Genomic DNA, 15880 nt, shown 5'->3' with positions numbered 1-15880 from the left:
ACCCGGTTCGTACCGCCCGCTCCCCCACCCGGCCACCCAACGGCAGTGTATTCTATGGGTGGCCGGGTGGGGGAGCGGGCCGGCACCGCAATGCGCCAAAAGGCGCATTTCCAAACACACTCTGAGCGCGGTGCCGGACGACGATCGTCCCAGAATCAAATCCGCCGGCTGCGGGCGGCAGCCGGCGGACAGAGGCGACGGCGCGGGCGCGTCGTCGCGTGCGGCGGGGGGATTCGCGGTGGGTCCGCCGCACCGGGGGGTCTGTAGCGTCAGGCGCTTGCGGTTTCCGATGCGCCAATCAGTTGTTTCTCGTCCTGCGACACGTTGGTGACCTTGCAGCCCGATACGGTGTGGCCGCCATATTGGAAGCTGCCCGATCCGTTCCAGCTATTGTCCACTGCCAGCGCCGCGCTGAACTGCGCGAGATAGCTGCCGATCGCGGGCGGCGGCACCGACACGACATATTGGCCGGTCAGGTGCACCAGCTGGGTGTCCTTGCCGAGCCCGGTGTGGAAAATTTCGCCCGAAACCTGCGGGATCGTGATCTCGCCATAGGGCGGCGGCAGCGACTGGGTGATCTCTCCGATTCCGGTAACCTTCCCCGTCACCGCGTCCACACCCAGATTCAGATGCAGCGCGGGCGCGCCCACGGGACCCTGCTGCTCAACCAGCAACTTGACCATATAATATCCAACTGCGTTGTCCATAATATTTTCCTCCACCTGTACGTGTCGAGTCGCGCCCGTGTACTGATGGAAACACGGAGTCTATTCGGAGTCAACGTAACATCCCCTAAGTATTCGTCCGTAGTTTACTTAACAAAGACTCAACGACGCGCACGCCCGCATGCCGATCTTGGCACACGGGACAGAGGTTCCGGCAATTTCCACGAGAGGTGCAGATATACGCCCTTCCCCGCCGCGCGCCAAGCCGCCCCGCGAACACTGCCCCTCAATCGGGCACCGCCTGCCCCGCTGCCCATTTGCTAGGCACTTGTCTGGCGCGGCGGGTCATGCGACCCAGAGCGGACGCCCATGTCCTGCCTTGGCACGATCCTTGCCAATCGCGCGCCATGGGGGAACACCTCGTACCCTGGGGGAAGACGTGAAAAAGATCGAAGCCATCATCAAGCCGTTCAAGCTGGATGAAGTGAAAGAGGCGCTGCACGAGGTTGGTGTCAGCGGCATCACCGTGACCGAGGCCAAGGGCTTTGGCCGCCAGAAAGGCCATACCGAACTGTATCGCGGCGCCGAATATGTCGTCGATTTCCTGCCCAAGGTGAAGCTGGAGGTCGTCGTCGAGGACGCGCTGGCCGATCGCGTGGTCGAGGCAGTGGCCGCCGCCGCCCAGACCGGACGCATCGGCGACGGCAAGATCTTCGTGATCCCGGTCGAAACCGCACTGCGCATCCGTACCGGCGAGCGCAACGAAAACGCTGTTTGACGCAGCGCAGCGCAATGTGATTGTTGCGCCTGCACACGCAATTTTATTGCCCGATTCGTCGGGTTCTTGAAGTAGAGCGAAAGGGTACTCCATGGCGAACACTGCCAACGACATTCTGAAGATGGTCAAGGAACAGGAGATCGAGTGGATCGATCTGCGTTTCACCGATCCCAAGGGCAAGTGGCAGCACCTGACCATGGTGGCCAGCGTGGTGGGCGAGGACGAGCTGACCGACGGCCTGATGTTCGACGGCTCCTCGATCGAGGGCTGGAAGGCGATCAACGAATCGGACATGATCCTGAAGCCGGATCTGGACGCGGTGTGGATCGATCCGTTCTCGGCAACCCCGATGCTGATCCTGGTGTGCGACATCGTCGAGCCTTCGACGGGCGAGCTGTACAGCCGCGATCCGCGCTCCACTGCCAAGCGTTCGGAAGCGTACCTCAAGTCGCTCGGCATCGGCGACACCATCTATGTTGGCCCCGAAGCCGAATTCTTCATGTTCGACGACGTCCGCTTCGAGAACAGCTATTCGACCAGCTATTACGCGATCGACGACATCGAACTGCCGGGCAACACCGGCAAGGAATATGAAGCCGGCAATCTGGGCCACCGCCCGCGCGCCAAGGGCGGCTATTTCCCCGTCGCGCCGGTCGACAGCGCCGTCGACATCCGCGGCGAGATGGTCTCGACCATGCTCGAAATGGGCCTGCCCTGCGACAAGCACCACCACGAAGTCGCCGCAGCGCAGCACGAGCTGGGCCTGACCTTCGGCACGCTGGTGACCACCGCCGATCGCATGCAGATCTACAAGTATGTCGTGCACCAGGTCGCGCAGGCCTATGGCAAGACCGCGACGTTCATGCCGAAGCCGATCAAGGAAGATAACGGCTCGGGCATGCACACCCACATGTCGATCTGGAACGGCAAGGAGCCGCTGTTCGCGGGCAATGGCTATGCCGGCCTCAGCGACATGTGCCTGTACTTCATCGGCGGCGTCATCAAGCACGCCAAGGCACTGAACGCCTTCACCAATCCCTCGACCAACAGCTACAAGCGGCTGGTTCCGGGCTATGAAGCGCCGGTGCTGCTCGCCTATTCGTCGCGCAACCGTTCGGCTTCGTGCCGCATCCCCTATGGTGCGGGCACCAAGGCGAAGCGCGTCGAATTCCGCTTCCCGGACGCGCTGGCCAATCCGTATCTCTGCTACGCAGCGCTGCTGATGGCGGGCCTGGACGGCATCCAGAACAAGATCCACCCGGGCGATCCGATGGACAAGAACCTGTACGATCTGCCGCCGGCAGAGCTAGAGCAGGTCCCGACTGTCGCCGGTTCGCTGCGCGAGGCGCTCGATTGCCTCGAAGCCGACATGGACTTCCTGCTCAAGGGCGACGTGTTCACCCGCGACCAGGTCGAATCCTATGTCGAGATCAAGCGCGCCGACGTCGCCCGTTGGGAAATGACGCCGAGCCCGGTCGAATACGACATGTACTATTCGGGCTGATCCCCGGATCGGTCGAAACAGGGGGCGTCCGGAGCGATCCGGGCGCCCCTTTTCGTATCTGCGGGGAAACGGCGCGCCGGGCGCTGACGCCGCCGCGAACGCGCGCTATTTGCGCCGGTCGAGCAGCCACACCCCAATCGCAAGCGCCAGCCCCACGGCCAGCCCGCCGATGAACCCCATCGACGCCTCGCCGCGCAGCGCGCCGACCACCGATCCGACCATCAGGCTTGTTGCCAACAGGAAGCCGCCGGCCATCGGCGTGCGCGAGGAAGTGTTTGCCATGGGGCTGCTTTGCCACGTCCGACGCGGCGACGCCACTGGCGACGGCGGGCGCGGCGCCAAGCGCGTTGCGCTTGATTTCCAGAAGTGGGAGAATCGCACCATGTAATGGAGGGGCAAAACGGGAGGAGCGCAATGTCGAACCAAACGGTTGCGGAGCGCCTGCAGGTAAAGGGCACGCGAAAGCTGGCGGTACTGGGCGCATCGGCGGGGCTGGAGCAGGCCATCGGGGCAGAGCAGATGCGGAGCGCCCTGGCGACTGCCGACGTCGTGCTGTTCGCGGTGCCCGATCGCGCGGCGTTCGACGCCACCTTGCCGGAAATCGTCGCCACCGCCCCGCCCGCCGCGATCCTGTGGCTCGCCTATCCCAAGCTGACGTCGGCGCTGGCGCGCGACCTGAGCCGCGATGTGCTCCGGGATCTCGTCCAGCGGCACGGGCTCGATACCGTCAGCCAGATCGCGATCGACGCCGACTGGTCGGCGCTGCGATTGAAGCGCGTCTGAAGTCCGGGGTTCGTTTCGCGGAAATAACGGACCCAAAGCCGGACCGGCGAGTTGAAGCGCCTCCACCCCCGCACGCTGAGGCCCGATGACGCTCCCCCAGATACTCTCGGCCGCCGTGCTGGCGGGCATGATGCTGATGTTCGTATGGGGCAAGTTCCGCTACGATCTGGTGGCGGTGATGGCGCTGCTGGCGGCGCTGGCCGTGGGGATCGTCAAGCCCAAGGACGCCTTTACCGGCTTTTCCGACGATATCGTCATCATCGTCGGGTCCGCGCTGGTGCTGTCGGGCGCGGTGCAGCGATCGGGGATCATCGAAAGCGCGATGCTGTTGCTCCAGCGGCGCGTGACGCGGGTGCGCTCGCAATTGCTGCTGCTGTGCGCCAGCGTCGGTTTCGCCTCGGCGCTGGTCAAGAATATCGGCGCGCTGGCGATGATGATGCCGGTCGCGTTCCAGATGGCGAAACGATCCAAGGCGACGCCGGCGGTGTTCCTGATGCCGATGTCGTTCGCGTCGCTGCTGGGCGGGCTCATCACGCTGATCGGCACGTCCCCTAACATCATCGTCAGCCGCGTGCGCGAGGAAATGACGGGCGAGCCGTTCCGCATGTTCGACTACGCCCCCGTCGGGCTGGGCCTGACGCTGATCGGGCTGGTGTTCCTGCGCTTTGCCTATCGGCTGATCCCGCGCGATCGGCGCGCGGTGCCGACGCTGGGCGAGGCGCTCGACATCACCGATTACGTGACCGAGGCGGCGATCCCGGCCGGATCGCCGGCGGTGGACGAGACCGTATCGGCCTTTCGCGAGCGGCACGACCATGAAGTCACCGTCACCGCGATCCTGCGCGCCGGCATCCGCAGCACCCCCTTCCCCGACACGGTGCTGAAACCCGACGACCTGCTGATCCTGGGCGGCGCGCCCGACAGCCTGGAGCGGGTGATCGCCGCCGACGGGCTGGAGCTGGAAGGCGCCAGCCGCGAATCGTCGCAGCCGGGCGAAGTCGGCGTGCTGGAGGCCGTGATCGGCACCGACAGCCCGCTGATCCGCCGCACCGCCGGGCGGCTGGGGCTGCACGAGCGGTTCGGCGTCAATCTGATCGCCGTATCCCGCCAGGGCGAACGGCTCGCCCGGCGGCTGGGCGAGATCGAGCTGCGCGCGGGCGACGTGATCGTGCTGCAAGGGCCGCTGGAGCTGTTGTTCGAGCGACTGGGCGAGCTGGGCTGCCTGCCGCTGGCCGAACGGACGCTGCGGCTGGGCAGTGCGCGCAAGGGGCTGATGCCGCTGCTGATCCTGGGCGTGGCGATGATCGCGACGGCGACCGGCTATGTCCCGGTGGCAGTCGCGTTCTTCGCGGCGGCGGCACTGACGGTGCTCAGCGGATCGCTGCCGCTGCGCGAGGCGTACAACCATGTCGAGTGGCCGATTCTCATCATGCTGGGCGCGCTGATCCCGGTCAGCGACACGCTGCGCAGCACCGGCACCACCGACCTGATCGGCACGCATCTGTCGCACTTCGCCGCCACGCTGCCGCCCTGGGGCGCCGTCGCGCTGATCCTTGCGGCGGCGATGGCAGTGACGCCGTTCCTCAACAACGCCGCAACCGTGCTGGTGATGGCCCCCATCGCCGCGACCTTTGCCACTGGCCTTGGCTATCGGCCCGAGGCGTTCCTGATGGCGACTGCCGTGGGGGCAGGCTGCGACTTCCTCACGCCCATCGGGCACCAGTGCAACACGCTGGTCATGGGCCCCGGCGGGTACAGGTTCGGCGACTATGCGCGGCTGGGCGCGCCATTGTCGCTGCTGGTGCTGCTGGCGGGGACGCCGCTGATCCTGTGGGTGTGGCCGGTGTGACCCGGAATCCGCACGCGCACCCATTTGTTGGCCCGCGAGGAACTCGCCCGCGGCGCGCGGGTTCCAAGCTCTTGATCGGCAAGCGAAACCGCCCACATCGATCCCACGGCCCGAAGAGGCCGACACGACAAGAAGGCGATGGTCGCCAGAATTGAGAGGAATGCCTTGTTAGTCACCCTGTTAGGGCTGGCGACGGTAGCGGTGTCGCCGCTCGCCGCACAGCCACCCCAGAACAACCCCGACGCGGCAATAGGCCGCTGGAAAACCCAGACCCGCAACGCCATCGTCGAAATCCAGCGCTGCGGCCCATCGATCTGCGGCCGCATCCTGACGTCGGACGCGCTGCGCACCAACCCGGCGCTTCAGGATAGCAAGAACAGCGACAAGTCCCTGCGCAACCGCCCGTTGCGCGGGCTCCAGATCCTCAGCGGCTTCACCGCCAGCGGCGGCGGCTGGACTGGCGGGCGGATCTACAATGCCGAGGACGGCAAGACCTATTCGTCCGACATCACGCCGGCGGGCGACCAGTTGAAGGTGCGCGGATGCGTATTCCGCCCGCTGTGCCGCACCCAGACCTGGACTCGCGTGCGCTGATCGCACCGCAATTCTCCCCTATCGTACAGTAAAAGGCGTACCCCATGTTGAGCACCCCCCTTCGCAAGGCGACCCTTGCCGCCGCTACCGCTTTGTCCGCCGCATTCGGCCTTTCCGGCACTGCGCACGCCCAGGCATTCTATCTCCAGGAACAGTCCGCACGCGGCGCCGGCCGCGCCTTTTCGGGTGAGGCCGCGGATACCGGCGCCGCATCGATCTGGTGGAACCCCGCCGCGATTGCCGGCATCACCAGCGGCGAGGCCGTGGTGAACGCCACCGCGATCCTGCCACGCGGCGAAGTGGTCGACACCGGCACCGTGATCGCGCGCCCCGGCCAGCCCTTTGCCCCGATCGGCGGCAACACCGTGTCGCGCAATCCGATCAACAAGGGCGTGCTGCCGTCCGGCGCGGTGGCCTATCCGATCACCGATCGGGTGGCGTTCGGCCTGGCGGTCACGTCGCCCTACAGCTTCACCACCGATTACGAGACCGGCAGTTGGGCCCGCTACAGCGCCGACAAGACGCGGCTGCGCACGATCGACATCCAGCCGACGCTGGCGGTGGCGGTCACCGACTGGCTGCGCATCGGCGGCGGCGCCAACATCGAATATACCGACGCCTATCTCAGCAACGCGCTGCCCAACGTGCTGGCGACCCTGCCCGACGGGCAACAGGTGCTGAAGGGCGATGGCTGGGATGTGGGCTGGTCCGCCGGGCTCCAGATGCACAACGACTTCGTGACCGTGGGCATCAGCTACAAGTCGAAGATCCAGCACAAGCTGAAGGGTGATCTCGCCGTCACCGGACTGGTCGTGCCGCTGGACCGCTCGAACACCCAGCTGTCGGGGGTCGAGGCGCGTTTCTATACCCCCGCCCAGGCAATGATCGGCGCGCGCTGGCGGCTGAGCAACCAGCTGACGCTCAACACCCAGGTCACGCATTTCGGCTGGGACAAGTTCGACGCGATCCGGCTGGGCAGCCCGCTCAACACCGCGATCCCCGAAAATTATCGCGAAAGCTGGAGCCTCGCGGGCGGCCTCGACTATGCCGTCTCGCCCAAGCTGACGGTGCGCGCGGGCGTGCAGCGTGCGCAGACGCCGACTCAGGATACGCAACGCGACGCGCGCGTGCCCGATTCCAATCGCTGGAACTTCGGCACCGGCGCATCCTATTCGCTGTCGCCGCGCTTCACGATCGATGCGGGCGCCAATTACGTGACGTTCAAGGACGAATCGATCGATCGCGTGACGGCCGCCTATGCCGGCACCCCCGCGCAGACGCCGATCCTGACGTCGGGCCAGCTGCGCAATGCCAGCGCCGTCGTGCTGTCCCTGGGCGCGCGCGTCGGGTTCTGACATGCGGTAGCTGCTATTCCCCTCCCGCTTGCGGGAGGGGCTAGGGGAGGGTCTGTGCGTTTGGCCGACGTGCCTGCCGCCCCTCCCCCAACCCCTCCCGCAAGCGGGAGGGGAGCGCCCGTCGCGCAGGTGCGCTTTATGTCGGGCGATGGCGGCAGCCCGCCCTCAGGCGAGCACGCCCACCAGCGCCTTGACCTCCATGAACTCGGCGAGCCCGAACTTGCCATATTCGCGGCCATTGCCCGATTGCTTGTAGCCGCCGAACGGCAGGTTCGGATCGGGCTGGCCGCCGTTCACATAGACCATGCCCGCGCGCAGCCGGGGCGCGACGCGGCGGACCGCCTCGGCGCTGCCGAACACCACCGCCGACAGGCCGTAATCGGTGTCGTTGGCGATGCGGACCGCGTCTTCCTCATCGTCATAGGGCAGGATGGTGACGACCGGGCCGAAGATTTCCTCGCGCGCGATCGTCATGTCGTTGCGCACGCCGGAGAACAGCGTCGGACGCACGAAATAGCCGGTTTCGACGCCGTCGGGGCGGCCCGGACCGCCCGCCTCCAGCGTGGCGCCTTCCTCCAGCCCCTTGGCGATCAGGCCCTGGATCTTGTCCCACTGCGCCTTGTTCACCACCGGACCGATATGGCGGCCTTCGGTGGCGGGATCGCCGGTCTGGGTCGCCTGCATCATCTGGCGGGCGATGGCGATGGCGTCGTCCTGCAGCGCACGGGGGACCAGCAGCCGCGTCGGCGCGATGCAGCTCTGCCCCGAGTTGAGCAGGACGCTGAACAGGGTCCCGGGCACTGCCTTGGCCAGATCGGCGCCCTCCAGCACCAGCGACGGCGACTTGCCGCCCAGTTCCTGGTGCACGCGCTTCACCGTGTCGGCGGCATTCTTCGCCACCGCGATTCCGGCGCGAGTCGATCCGGTGAAGCTCACCATGTCGACGCCCTTGTGCTGGGCCAGCGCAGTGCCGACGCCGGGGCCGTCGCCATTGACGAGGTTGAACACCCCCGCCGGCACGCCCGCCGCGTCCAGCACTTCGGCAAAGATCGCCGCACAGCCGGGCGCTTCTTCGGAAGGCTTGAGGATCATCGTGCAGCCGGCGGCAAGCGCCGGCGCGACCTTGGACACGATCTGGTTGAGCGGCCAGTTCCACGGCGTAATCATCGCGACCACGCCGATGGGCTCGTGCACGACCATGCCGGTGCCGATCTGCTCCTCGAACACGAATTCGCGCAGCGCGCGGGCGGCGGACAGGAAATGGCCGATACCTGATCCGACCTGCGCCGTTTTGGCGAGGCTGAGAGGCGCGCCCATTTCCTCGCTCAGCGCGATCGCCATGTCCTCGGCCCGCGACTTGTAGACTTCGACGATGCGCTCGAGCAGTGCGGCGCGTTCCTCGACGCTGGTGCGCGAGAAGCTCTCGAACGCGCGGCGGGCGGCGGCGACGGCCTTGTCGACATCGGCGGCGGAGCCGAGCGTGATTTCGCTCGCCGGCGCCTCGGTCGCCGGGTTGATGACCGCGTGGCGCGTGCCGCCTTCGCTGTCGATCCACGCCCCGTCGATATACTGCTTGAGGTAGGATCGCATCTGCGCCGCTCCGTTTCGAGTTTTGGGTACGGCAGTAGATGGCGGGCGCAGACGCCGGTTGCAAGCGCGCCTTACACCAGCGCCCGGCTCATCCACGCCACCCGCCCGATGACGGCATAGGTCCCCGCCCGGCAGAAACGCGGCGGATAGGCCGGGTTGTCGCTGAGCAGGTCGATGCCGCCCACCGCACTCTGCGCGCGCTTGACCACGAGCACGCCGTCGACCCGCACAACGAAGATTCCGCCGCGCCCGCGCACCGTTTGCGCGGCCCCGTCGACCAGGATCTCGTCGCCATCGGCCAGCGTCGGTGCCATCGAATCGCCCTCGACTCGGATCACCGATGCCGAGTCGGCGCGCACCCCCAGGCTGCGGAGCAAATCGGGCGCGAGCATTGCCGGGCGGCGGTGGCGATCCTCCGCCAGCCGCCCCGGCCCCGCCGACGCGCCTACGTCCAGCCGGGGCACCGCCACCAGTCCGACGGGTTCAGGCCCGCCCAGCGCCGCCTCGTCCACGCCGAAATACGCCGCGAGCCGCGCCCGGTCCTGCTCGGCCAACAGGCGCGGAGTACCCCGCCTGGCATATTGCTGGAGATACGCCGGATTGCGCCCGATCACGCGCGACAGCTCGGCAAAGCCCACGCCCTGCCCCTCCATCAGCGCCGCCAGCGCGGTCCGTTGTGCCTGTGGTTCCATGGAATTCACCATAGCATAGGAATTTTCCTAGACTAGTAGGATTTGAAGAACAAAACAGGATCATAGCAAACGACTCGAAAGGAGAACAGGGCATGTCCGTGCAGTGTAAAATCGAGCAATTCCTGCGGGATACAATGATGGCCCCGAGTCGGTTCGGGCGACTCGCCGCGCGCGACCCCCGGCTGGTCCACGATATGCGCCGGGGCCGTGAGCCGCGCGACAAGATGGTCGAGCAAATCGAAACCTTCCTCGCCAAGCAGGAGCTGCCGCGTTGAGCCGGGGTCCCGATGCGGGCACGCTGCTCGCCCGCGCGCTGGTCGCGGCCGCCGATGCTGCCGGATGCCCGGTCATGCTGGTCGAGGGGGACTGGACCCGCTGGGCAAGCGCCACTTTTGTCGGCGCGCGGCATGTGCTGGTGCTGCGGGGGCCGTGCGGTACGGCGCTGGATCGCTGGATCGCCGGCCTGCCCGATGCGGAGCTGGCGCTGCGCGGGCATCTGGTCGCCGATCTAACGATCGCGGGCGTCACCCGCACGCCGGAGGGCGCGACGATCCGGGTGGAGGCATTGACGGTGGAGGAACGCTGAGCGTTTGCGCGCGCCTGGCCCTTGGGGTCAGGCGCGGCGGGCGAGATTGCGCAGCGTGACCAGCGCCTCTTCCAGCCCGCGTTCGCCCGGCTGGGTGCGGACCGGCGGCTGCGGCGCCGGGGCGCGCTTTTCGATGCCGGTCGCCAGCCCCCGGCGCATGGCGCCGCGTTCCAGCCGCTCCAGCAGCGCGTGCACACTTGCCTCGGTCTGCGGCCGGGCAATCTCTTCACCGCGCGGGCGCGGGCGCAGCGAGGGCGGCGGTGCCGGGCGCGCCGGTGCGGGGGGCAGCTCGAACGTCTCGATCCGCTCGCCCCTGGCATATACCGGCTTGTCCTCCGCCGGCGGCGCGCGGCGCAGCGGCTTGAGCGACAGCGGCGGGGTCATCGGCACGGCGGGAATCGAATCCGGGTCCAGCGCCGCCATCGGCGTGCCGAGGTCGAGCGGCAGCGGGCGTTCGATCGGCTCGGCCATGGGCGCGAGCGGCAGCGGCTGCGGCGCTTCGGGAACAGGCGACGCTTCCGCTGCCACGTCCTCGACAGGCCTAAACTTCATCAACAAATCGGCGCTGCCGGCCTCCGGCTCCTGCGCACGGACATCCAGGAACGGCGTGCCAAGGTCGCGCGTGGCCATCAACGGCGCGCGCGGCGGCGCATCGGGGTGTGCATCGGCACGCCGGATCGTCGGCGTCGGCATGTCGGCGAAATGCGGATCGGGCGCAGGCGCAGCCTTGGCCAGCGTGATGCTGCGCATGCCGAACAGCACGAACAGCGTCAGCCACGAAAAGGCACCCGCCAGCACGCCGGTGCCCAGCATCACGGCAAGCCGGGCAGTCATGCCCAGCGGCGGCTCGGCGGCGGGAAGGACGGAGGGCAGCCCGCTGTCGGAAACCAGGCTCTCCAGCGCCGTGCCCGGCAGCATCGCGATGCCGAGTGCGGCAAGCACGCCCAGCGCCAGCGCGCCGACCGAGGCGATCGGCAGGTTCATGCCTGCACCAACGGGGTGTGGGGCCGCGAATCCTTCATAAGGCTGGACCTAATAAGAGTCTGGTAAACAGACTCATAACGAGAAACATTCACCGACCAGTTGCGCTCTGCCTCGACAAAGGCGCGGGCGCGGGTTCGGCGGGCGTCCCACTGCGCCTTGTCCTCAAAGAGCGCGGCGACTGCATGGGCCAGCGCGGCGGGATCGTCGGGGGCGAACAGCGTGCCGGTGTCGCCGTCGCGGATCAGTTCGCGGTGCCCGCCCACGTCGGATGCGGCGACCAGCTTGCGCTGCGCCATCGCCTCCAGCGGCTTGAGCGGGGTCACCAGATCGGTCAGCCGCATCCGCTTGCGCGGATAGACCAGCACGTCGATCAGGCTGTAATAGCGCTCGACTTCATGGTGCGGCACGCGGCCGATGAAATGGATGCGGTCCGCCACCGGCGAAGCCGCTGCCTGCGCCCGGATCGCGGCCTCGGCCGGGCCACCACCGACGAGCAGGAGCTGCATCGACGGGCGCGCCGCGACCAGCGCGGGCATCGCCGCCACCAGCCCGTCCAGCCCTTCATAGTCGTAGAAGCTGCCGATGAACCCGATCACGTCGCAGCCGCCGATCCCCAGCTGCGCGGCGAGCGCCGTGTCGGGCGCGGGCGGATCGCCGAACAGCGTCAGGTCGACGCCATTGGGCGACACCATGATCTTGCCCGGATCGATTCCCCGCCGGACCAGATCGCCGCGCAGCCCCTCGCAGATGACGGCAACGCCCTGGGCCTTGCGGACCGCGCGCGTCTCCATCGCCTTGGTGATGCGGTATTTCAGGCTCCCCTCGCGCCCGGTGCCGTTGCCGACGGCGGCGTCCTCCCAAAAGGCGCGGATTTCGTAGAGCAACGGCAGGCCCAGCTGGCGCGCCACGCGCTGACCGGCCATCGCATCGAGCACCGGCGAATGGGCGTGGAGGATATCGGGGCGAAATTCCTGTGCCACGGCGCGGATGCGGCGGGCGAATGCGCGGACTTCGCGCCACTCGAGCAGCGGCGACGGCGCCTGCTCCACCGGGGCGGTGCGGTGGAAGGACAGGCCATCGACGATCTCGTCCGCCGAGTCGGCGGGGCCATGACGCGGGCCGGTGACCGCCGCAACGTCCCACCCGCGCGCGATCTGCGCCTTCAGGATCGCCCGCGTGCGAAAGGTGTAGCCGCTGTGGAGCGGCAGCCCATGGTCCAGGATGTGGAGGATCCGCATGCCGACTCAATGCCATGCGAGCCCTTAACGGCGCGTCAACCGCAGCAGGCGTAGATACCCGCGAAAGCAAGGAGCCCCGGACCGGCCATGATCGACAATATCTCGCTGCTGGTCAGCCACGGCCTGATGATGCTCGCCGCCATCCTGCTGCTCCGCCGCCCCGATCTGGACCATGAGCCGGGCCCGCACGACGCCGCCCCGCCCAAGCGCCGCCGGGGCACGCCGCGTGCGTGATTACGCCTTCATCCTCTTTCTGGTCGCGCTGCTGGGCATGGGCTTTCGCAAGCCGTTCCTGTTCGTGCTCGCCTATGCCTATATCGACATCGTCTCGCCCCAGCGGCTGACCTATCTGCTGCTCAATTCGGTGCCGATTTCGCTGATCGCGGTCGGGCTGGCGGTTGCCGGGTGGCTGGCGGTGGACGACAAGCGCGACGTGCGCGTGGCCCCGCGCCAGTTCCTGATCCTGGCGCTGCTCGCCTATTGCTTCTGGACCACGATCCACGCCGATTTCCCGCTGGAGGCAAGGGACAAATGGGATTGGGTGTGGAAGGCGCTGGCCTTTGCCGCGTTCCTCCCCCTCACGCTGCGCACCAAGTTGCGGATCGAGGCGCTGCTGCTGTTCATGACGCTGTCAGCGGCGTCGATCATCATCACCGGCGGCATGAAGACCGTGCTGTCGGGCGGCGGCTATGGCGAGCTGAACCTGATGGTCGCCAATAATTCGGGGCTGTACGAGGGATCGACCATCTCCACCGTGGCGATCGCGATCATCCCGCTGATCCTGTGGTTCACCCGCCACGGCACGATCTTCGCGCCCGACTGGCGGGTAAAGGCCGTGGCCTATGCGCTGATATTCGCATGCCTGCTGATCCCGGTCGGCACATCGACGCGCACGGGGCTGCTCTGCATCGGGCTGCTCGCGATACTGCTGCTGCGCGATTCGAAGCGCAAGGTCGCGTATCTCAGCGCGCTGGCGTGCGCGGGGCTGCTCGCCATTCCGTTCCTGCCCTCGGCCTTCACCGAGCGGATGGGGACGATCAAGACCTATCAGGGCGATGCCTCTGCCTCCACCCGCCTCGCCGTTTGGCAGTGGACGATGGAATACGCCAAGTCGCACCCGATGGGCGGCGGGTTCGAGGCGTATCGCCAGAACCGCATCCGCTACGAAAAGGTCAGCGCCGCGGACGTCGGCGGCGTGACCAAGGTCGAGCGCAGCCTCGAAGTCGACAAGGCGCGCGCCTATCACAGCGCCTATTTCGAGATGCTGGGCGAACAGGGCTATCCGGGCCTGGCGCTGTGGCTGCTGCTCAACCTGTCCGGCATTTTCCGCATGGAAGTGCTGCGCCGGCGCTATCGCAAGCCCGCCGAGGGCGAAGAATGGATCGCGCCGCTCGCATCGGCCCTGCAAAGCGCGCACATCATCTATCTGCTCGGCGCGACGTTCATCGCCATCGCGTTCCAGCCCTTCGTCTACATGCTGATCGGGGCGCAGATCGGGCTCGACACCTATACGGCGCGCAAGCGGGCCGAGACCAGCTGGCGTCCCTTACGCAAGCCGCGCGCGGCGGCGGCATGACCGGCGAGTTGCGCGCCCTGACCAGCGTGCGCGGAGTCGCGGCGTGGCTGGTCGTGTTCTTCCACCTGCGCCGTTCGATCGACGGGCTGCCCGATGCGGCGATGGCGGTGCTGGCCAAGGGGTATCTGGCGGTCGATTTCTTCTTCCTGCTGTCGGGCTTCGTCATCTGGCTGAGCTATGCGCCCCGGCTGCGCGAGGGTGGCTGGCGTGCGGTGCCCGATTTCCTGCGCCGCCGCGTGGCGCGGATCTGGCCGTTGCACCTGTTCATGCTGGGGTTCGCGGTGGTGCTCGCACTGGCGCTGCACGCGACTGGCCGGTCCGCCGCCCCCTTCCCCTTTGCCGAGCTGCCACTGCATATCCTGCTGCTCCAGAATTGGGGCTTCACCGATGCGCTGACGTGGAACGACCCGGCATGGTCGATTTCGTGCGAGCTGGCCGCCTATCTGCTGTTCCCGCTGCTCGCGCTCGGCGTCGACTGGCGGCGCGTGCCGACGCTCGCGGTGCTGGCGGCGATCGGCGCGATCCTGGTGGCGCTGCACCTCGTCTTTGCCGGCGATGGAGCGACGGCGCTGGGACAGGATATTCCGCGCCTGGGCGTCGTGCGCTGCGTGCTCGAATTCGGCTGCGGCACGGCTGTTGCCGCGCTGTGGCTGCGCTGGCGGAGCCGGTGGCGCCTGCCCGCACTCGGCGCGCTGGGCGTCGCTCTTGCAGGGTTCGCCGCATGGATCACGGGCGCGGTGCCCGAAACGCTGGCGGTGCCCGCCAGCTTCGCCGCCGGGCTGCTGGCGCTGGCGCTCAGCGCCGGGCGGCGGGGCAATCCGCTGGAGGTCAGCCCGCTCCACTATCTGGGCGAGATCAGCTACGCGACCTATCTCAGCCATTTCCTGCTGTGGTTCGCGTTCAAGCTGGCGTTCGTCAGCGACGCGCACGCCGTCGGCTGGCCGCTGATCGCGCTGTATCTGGCGCTGGTGCTGGCCGCGTCGGTGGCGCTCTACCATGGGGTAGAGCGCCCCGCGCAGCGCTGGATCAACGGCCTGGCGCTCAGGCCGCGACCGGCGCCACCGCTTCCTCGATCGCCGCAAGCACCGCGCGGTTGAAGGCGGGGATGTCGTCGGGGTTGCGGCTGGTGATCAGGTTGCCGTCGACCACGACTTCCTCGTCCACCACGTTCGCGCCCGCATTGGCCAGATCGGTGCGCACCGAAGGCCAGCTCGTCAAGCGCTTGCCCGCGACCACATCGGCCTCGACCAGCAGCCACGGCGCGTGGCAGATCGCCGCCACCGGCTTGCCCGCATCAAAGAAGCTGCGCACCAGATCGACGACGCGCTTTTCCATGCGCAGCGTATCGGGATTGCCGACCCCGCCCGGCAGCACCAGCGCGTCGAAATCACTGGCATCGACCTGATCGACGGTGGTGTCGGGGGTGATGCTGTCGCCCGTCTCGCCCGCCTTTTCGCCCGTGATCGGATCGGTTTTCAGCGATGCCAGCGTCAGCTGCACGCCGGCATCGAGCAGCGCCGCGCGCGGCTTGAACAGTTCGTCCTGCTCGAACCCGTCGGTCGCGATCATCAGCACGCGGGCAGTGGAAAGGTCGGCCATGGCAATTCCTTTGATGCGGGATGGATTGCCCGTTGAACCCCGCCGCGCCCCGGCCGGTTCCGGAACGAAGCGACGGTCCGCGCATTC

Annotated in this window: 18 protein-coding genes; 11 read left to right on the top strand and 7 right to left on the bottom strand. The window is 67.5% G+C overall.

Annotation, left to right across the window (positions count from 1 at the left end):
- Positions 1-269: 269 nt before the first annotated feature.
- Positions 270-707, bottom strand: coding sequence for a DUF1842 domain-containing protein (locus ACG3SL_RS03000; RefSeq protein WP_448663659.1), 438 nt, complete (start codon positions 705-707; stop codon positions 270-272).
- 397 nt (positions 708-1104) lie between these two features.
- Between ACG3SL_RS03000 and ACG3SL_RS02995 the strand changes: the two genes are divergently transcribed.
- Both ACG3SL_RS02995 and glnA read left to right on the top strand, forming a co-directional pair.
- Positions 1105-1443 carry a P-II family nitrogen regulator gene (locus ACG3SL_RS02995; protein WP_044330434.1) on the top strand — a complete coding sequence of 113 codons (339 nt, stop codon included), beginning with the start codon at positions 1105-1107 and terminating at the stop codon, positions 1441-1443.
- Between the two features lie 91 nt (positions 1444-1534).
- A complete protein-coding gene (gene glnA, locus ACG3SL_RS02990; protein WP_448663658.1) occupies positions 1535-2947 on the top strand; it encodes a type I glutamate--ammonia ligase in 1413 nt (470 codons plus the stop codon).
- Positions 2948-3052: 105 nt separating this feature from the next.
- On the opposite strand, the gene ACG3SL_RS02985 is transcribed toward glnA, so the two are convergent.
- The gene (locus tag ACG3SL_RS02985) at positions 3053-3229 is read right to left on the bottom strand and encodes a hypothetical protein (RefSeq protein WP_448663657.1); all 177 of its coding nucleotides are present in this window, start codon (positions 3227-3229) and stop codon (positions 3053-3055) included.
- Between the two features lie 132 nt (positions 3230-3361).
- On the opposite strand from ACG3SL_RS02985, the gene ACG3SL_RS02980 reads away from it, so the two are divergent.
- The 4 genes from ACG3SL_RS02980 to ACG3SL_RS02965 all read left to right on the top strand — a co-directional run bounded on the left by ACG3SL_RS02980 (position 3362) and on the right by ACG3SL_RS02965 (position 7528).
- A complete protein-coding gene (locus ACG3SL_RS02980; RefSeq protein ID WP_448663656.1) occupies positions 3362-3730 on the top strand; it encodes a hypothetical protein in 369 nt (122 codons plus the stop codon).
- 85 nt (positions 3731-3815) lie between these two features.
- Positions 3816-5579: an SLC13 family permease gene (locus ACG3SL_RS02975; RefSeq protein WP_448663655.1), complete on the top strand. Its 1764-nt coding sequence runs from the start codon at positions 3816-3818 to the stop codon at positions 5577-5579.
- A gap of 165 nt (positions 5580-5744) precedes the next feature.
- A complete protein-coding gene (locus ACG3SL_RS02970; RefSeq protein ID WP_448663654.1) occupies positions 5745-6173 on the top strand; it encodes a DUF2147 domain-containing protein in 429 nt (142 codons plus the stop codon).
- A gap of 44 nt (positions 6174-6217) precedes the next feature.
- Entirely contained in the window at positions 6218-7528 is a 1311-nt protein-coding gene (locus ACG3SL_RS02965; protein WP_448663653.1) for an OmpP1/FadL family transporter, read from the top strand.
- Positions 7529-7693: 165 nt separating this feature from the next.
- Here the strand turns inward: ACG3SL_RS02965 and ACG3SL_RS02960 are convergent, their stop codons facing one another.
- On the bottom strand, positions 7694-9118 hold the full coding sequence (locus tag ACG3SL_RS02960) for an aldehyde dehydrogenase family protein (protein WP_448663652.1): 1425 nt from the start codon (positions 9116-9118) through the stop codon (positions 7694-7696).
- Positions 9119-9189: 71 nt separating this feature from the next.
- Entirely contained in the window at positions 9190-9810 is a 621-nt protein-coding gene (locus ACG3SL_RS02955; protein WP_448663651.1) for a S24 family peptidase, read from the bottom strand.
- Positions 9811-9947: 137 nt separating this feature from the next.
- Here ACG3SL_RS02955 and ACG3SL_RS02950 point away from each other — a divergent pair, with 137 nt between their 5' ends.
- Both ACG3SL_RS02950 and ACG3SL_RS02945 read left to right on the top strand, forming a co-directional pair.
- Positions 9948-10085: a hypothetical protein gene (locus tag ACG3SL_RS02950; RefSeq protein WP_448663650.1), complete on the top strand. Its 138-nt coding sequence runs from the start codon at positions 9948-9950 to the stop codon at positions 10083-10085.
- On the top strand, positions 10082-10396 hold the full coding sequence (locus ACG3SL_RS02945) for a hypothetical protein (RefSeq protein WP_448663649.1): 315 nt from the start codon (positions 10082-10084) through the stop codon (positions 10394-10396). The genes ACG3SL_RS02950 and ACG3SL_RS02945 overlap by 4 nt, the downstream gene beginning before the upstream one ends.
- Before the next feature lie 27 nt (positions 10397-10423).
- Here the strand turns inward: ACG3SL_RS02945 and ACG3SL_RS02940 are convergent, their stop codons facing one another.
- On the bottom strand, positions 10424-11380 hold the full coding sequence (locus tag ACG3SL_RS02940) for a hypothetical protein (protein WP_448663648.1): 957 nt from the start codon (positions 11378-11380) through the stop codon (positions 10424-10426).
- On the bottom strand, positions 11377-12618 hold the full coding sequence (locus ACG3SL_RS02935; RefSeq protein ID WP_448663647.1) for a TIGR04063 family PEP-CTERM/XrtA system glycosyltransferase: 1242 nt from the start codon (positions 12616-12618) through the stop codon (positions 11377-11379). The genes ACG3SL_RS02940 and ACG3SL_RS02935 overlap by 4 nt, the downstream gene beginning before the upstream one ends.
- A gap of 87 nt (positions 12619-12705) precedes the next feature.
- On the opposite strand from ACG3SL_RS02935, the gene ACG3SL_RS02930 reads away from it, so the two are divergent.
- The 3 genes from ACG3SL_RS02930 to ACG3SL_RS02920 are packed head-to-tail and all read left to right on the top strand — an operon-like array spanning position 12706 to position 15291.
- On the top strand, positions 12706-12852 hold the full coding sequence (locus ACG3SL_RS02930; protein ID WP_448663646.1) for a hypothetical protein: 147 nt from the start codon (positions 12706-12708) through the stop codon (positions 12850-12852).
- Complete coding sequence (locus ACG3SL_RS02925; protein WP_448663645.1) at positions 12845-14194, top strand: putative O-glycosylation ligase, exosortase A system-associated; 1350 nt, start codon at positions 12845-12847, stop codon at positions 14192-14194. Before ACG3SL_RS02930 ends, ACG3SL_RS02925 begins: the two co-directional genes overlap by 8 nt.
- Entirely contained in the window at positions 14191-15291 is a 1101-nt protein-coding gene (locus ACG3SL_RS02920; protein ID WP_448663644.1) for an acyltransferase family protein, read from the top strand. The genes ACG3SL_RS02925 and ACG3SL_RS02920 overlap by 4 nt, the downstream gene beginning before the upstream one ends.
- On the opposite strand, the gene ACG3SL_RS02915 is transcribed toward ACG3SL_RS02920, so the two are convergent.
- Positions 15236-15793 carry a type 1 glutamine amidotransferase domain-containing protein gene (locus ACG3SL_RS02915; protein WP_448663643.1) on the bottom strand — a complete coding sequence of 186 codons (558 nt, stop codon included), beginning with the start codon at positions 15791-15793 and terminating at the stop codon, positions 15236-15238. The genes ACG3SL_RS02920 and ACG3SL_RS02915 overlap by 56 nt on opposite strands.
- Positions 15794-15880: the final 87 nt, after the last annotated feature.

Source organism: Sphingomonas degradans (assembly GCF_053502645.1).
This window is presented reverse-complemented; position numbering and strand designations above follow the sequence as displayed.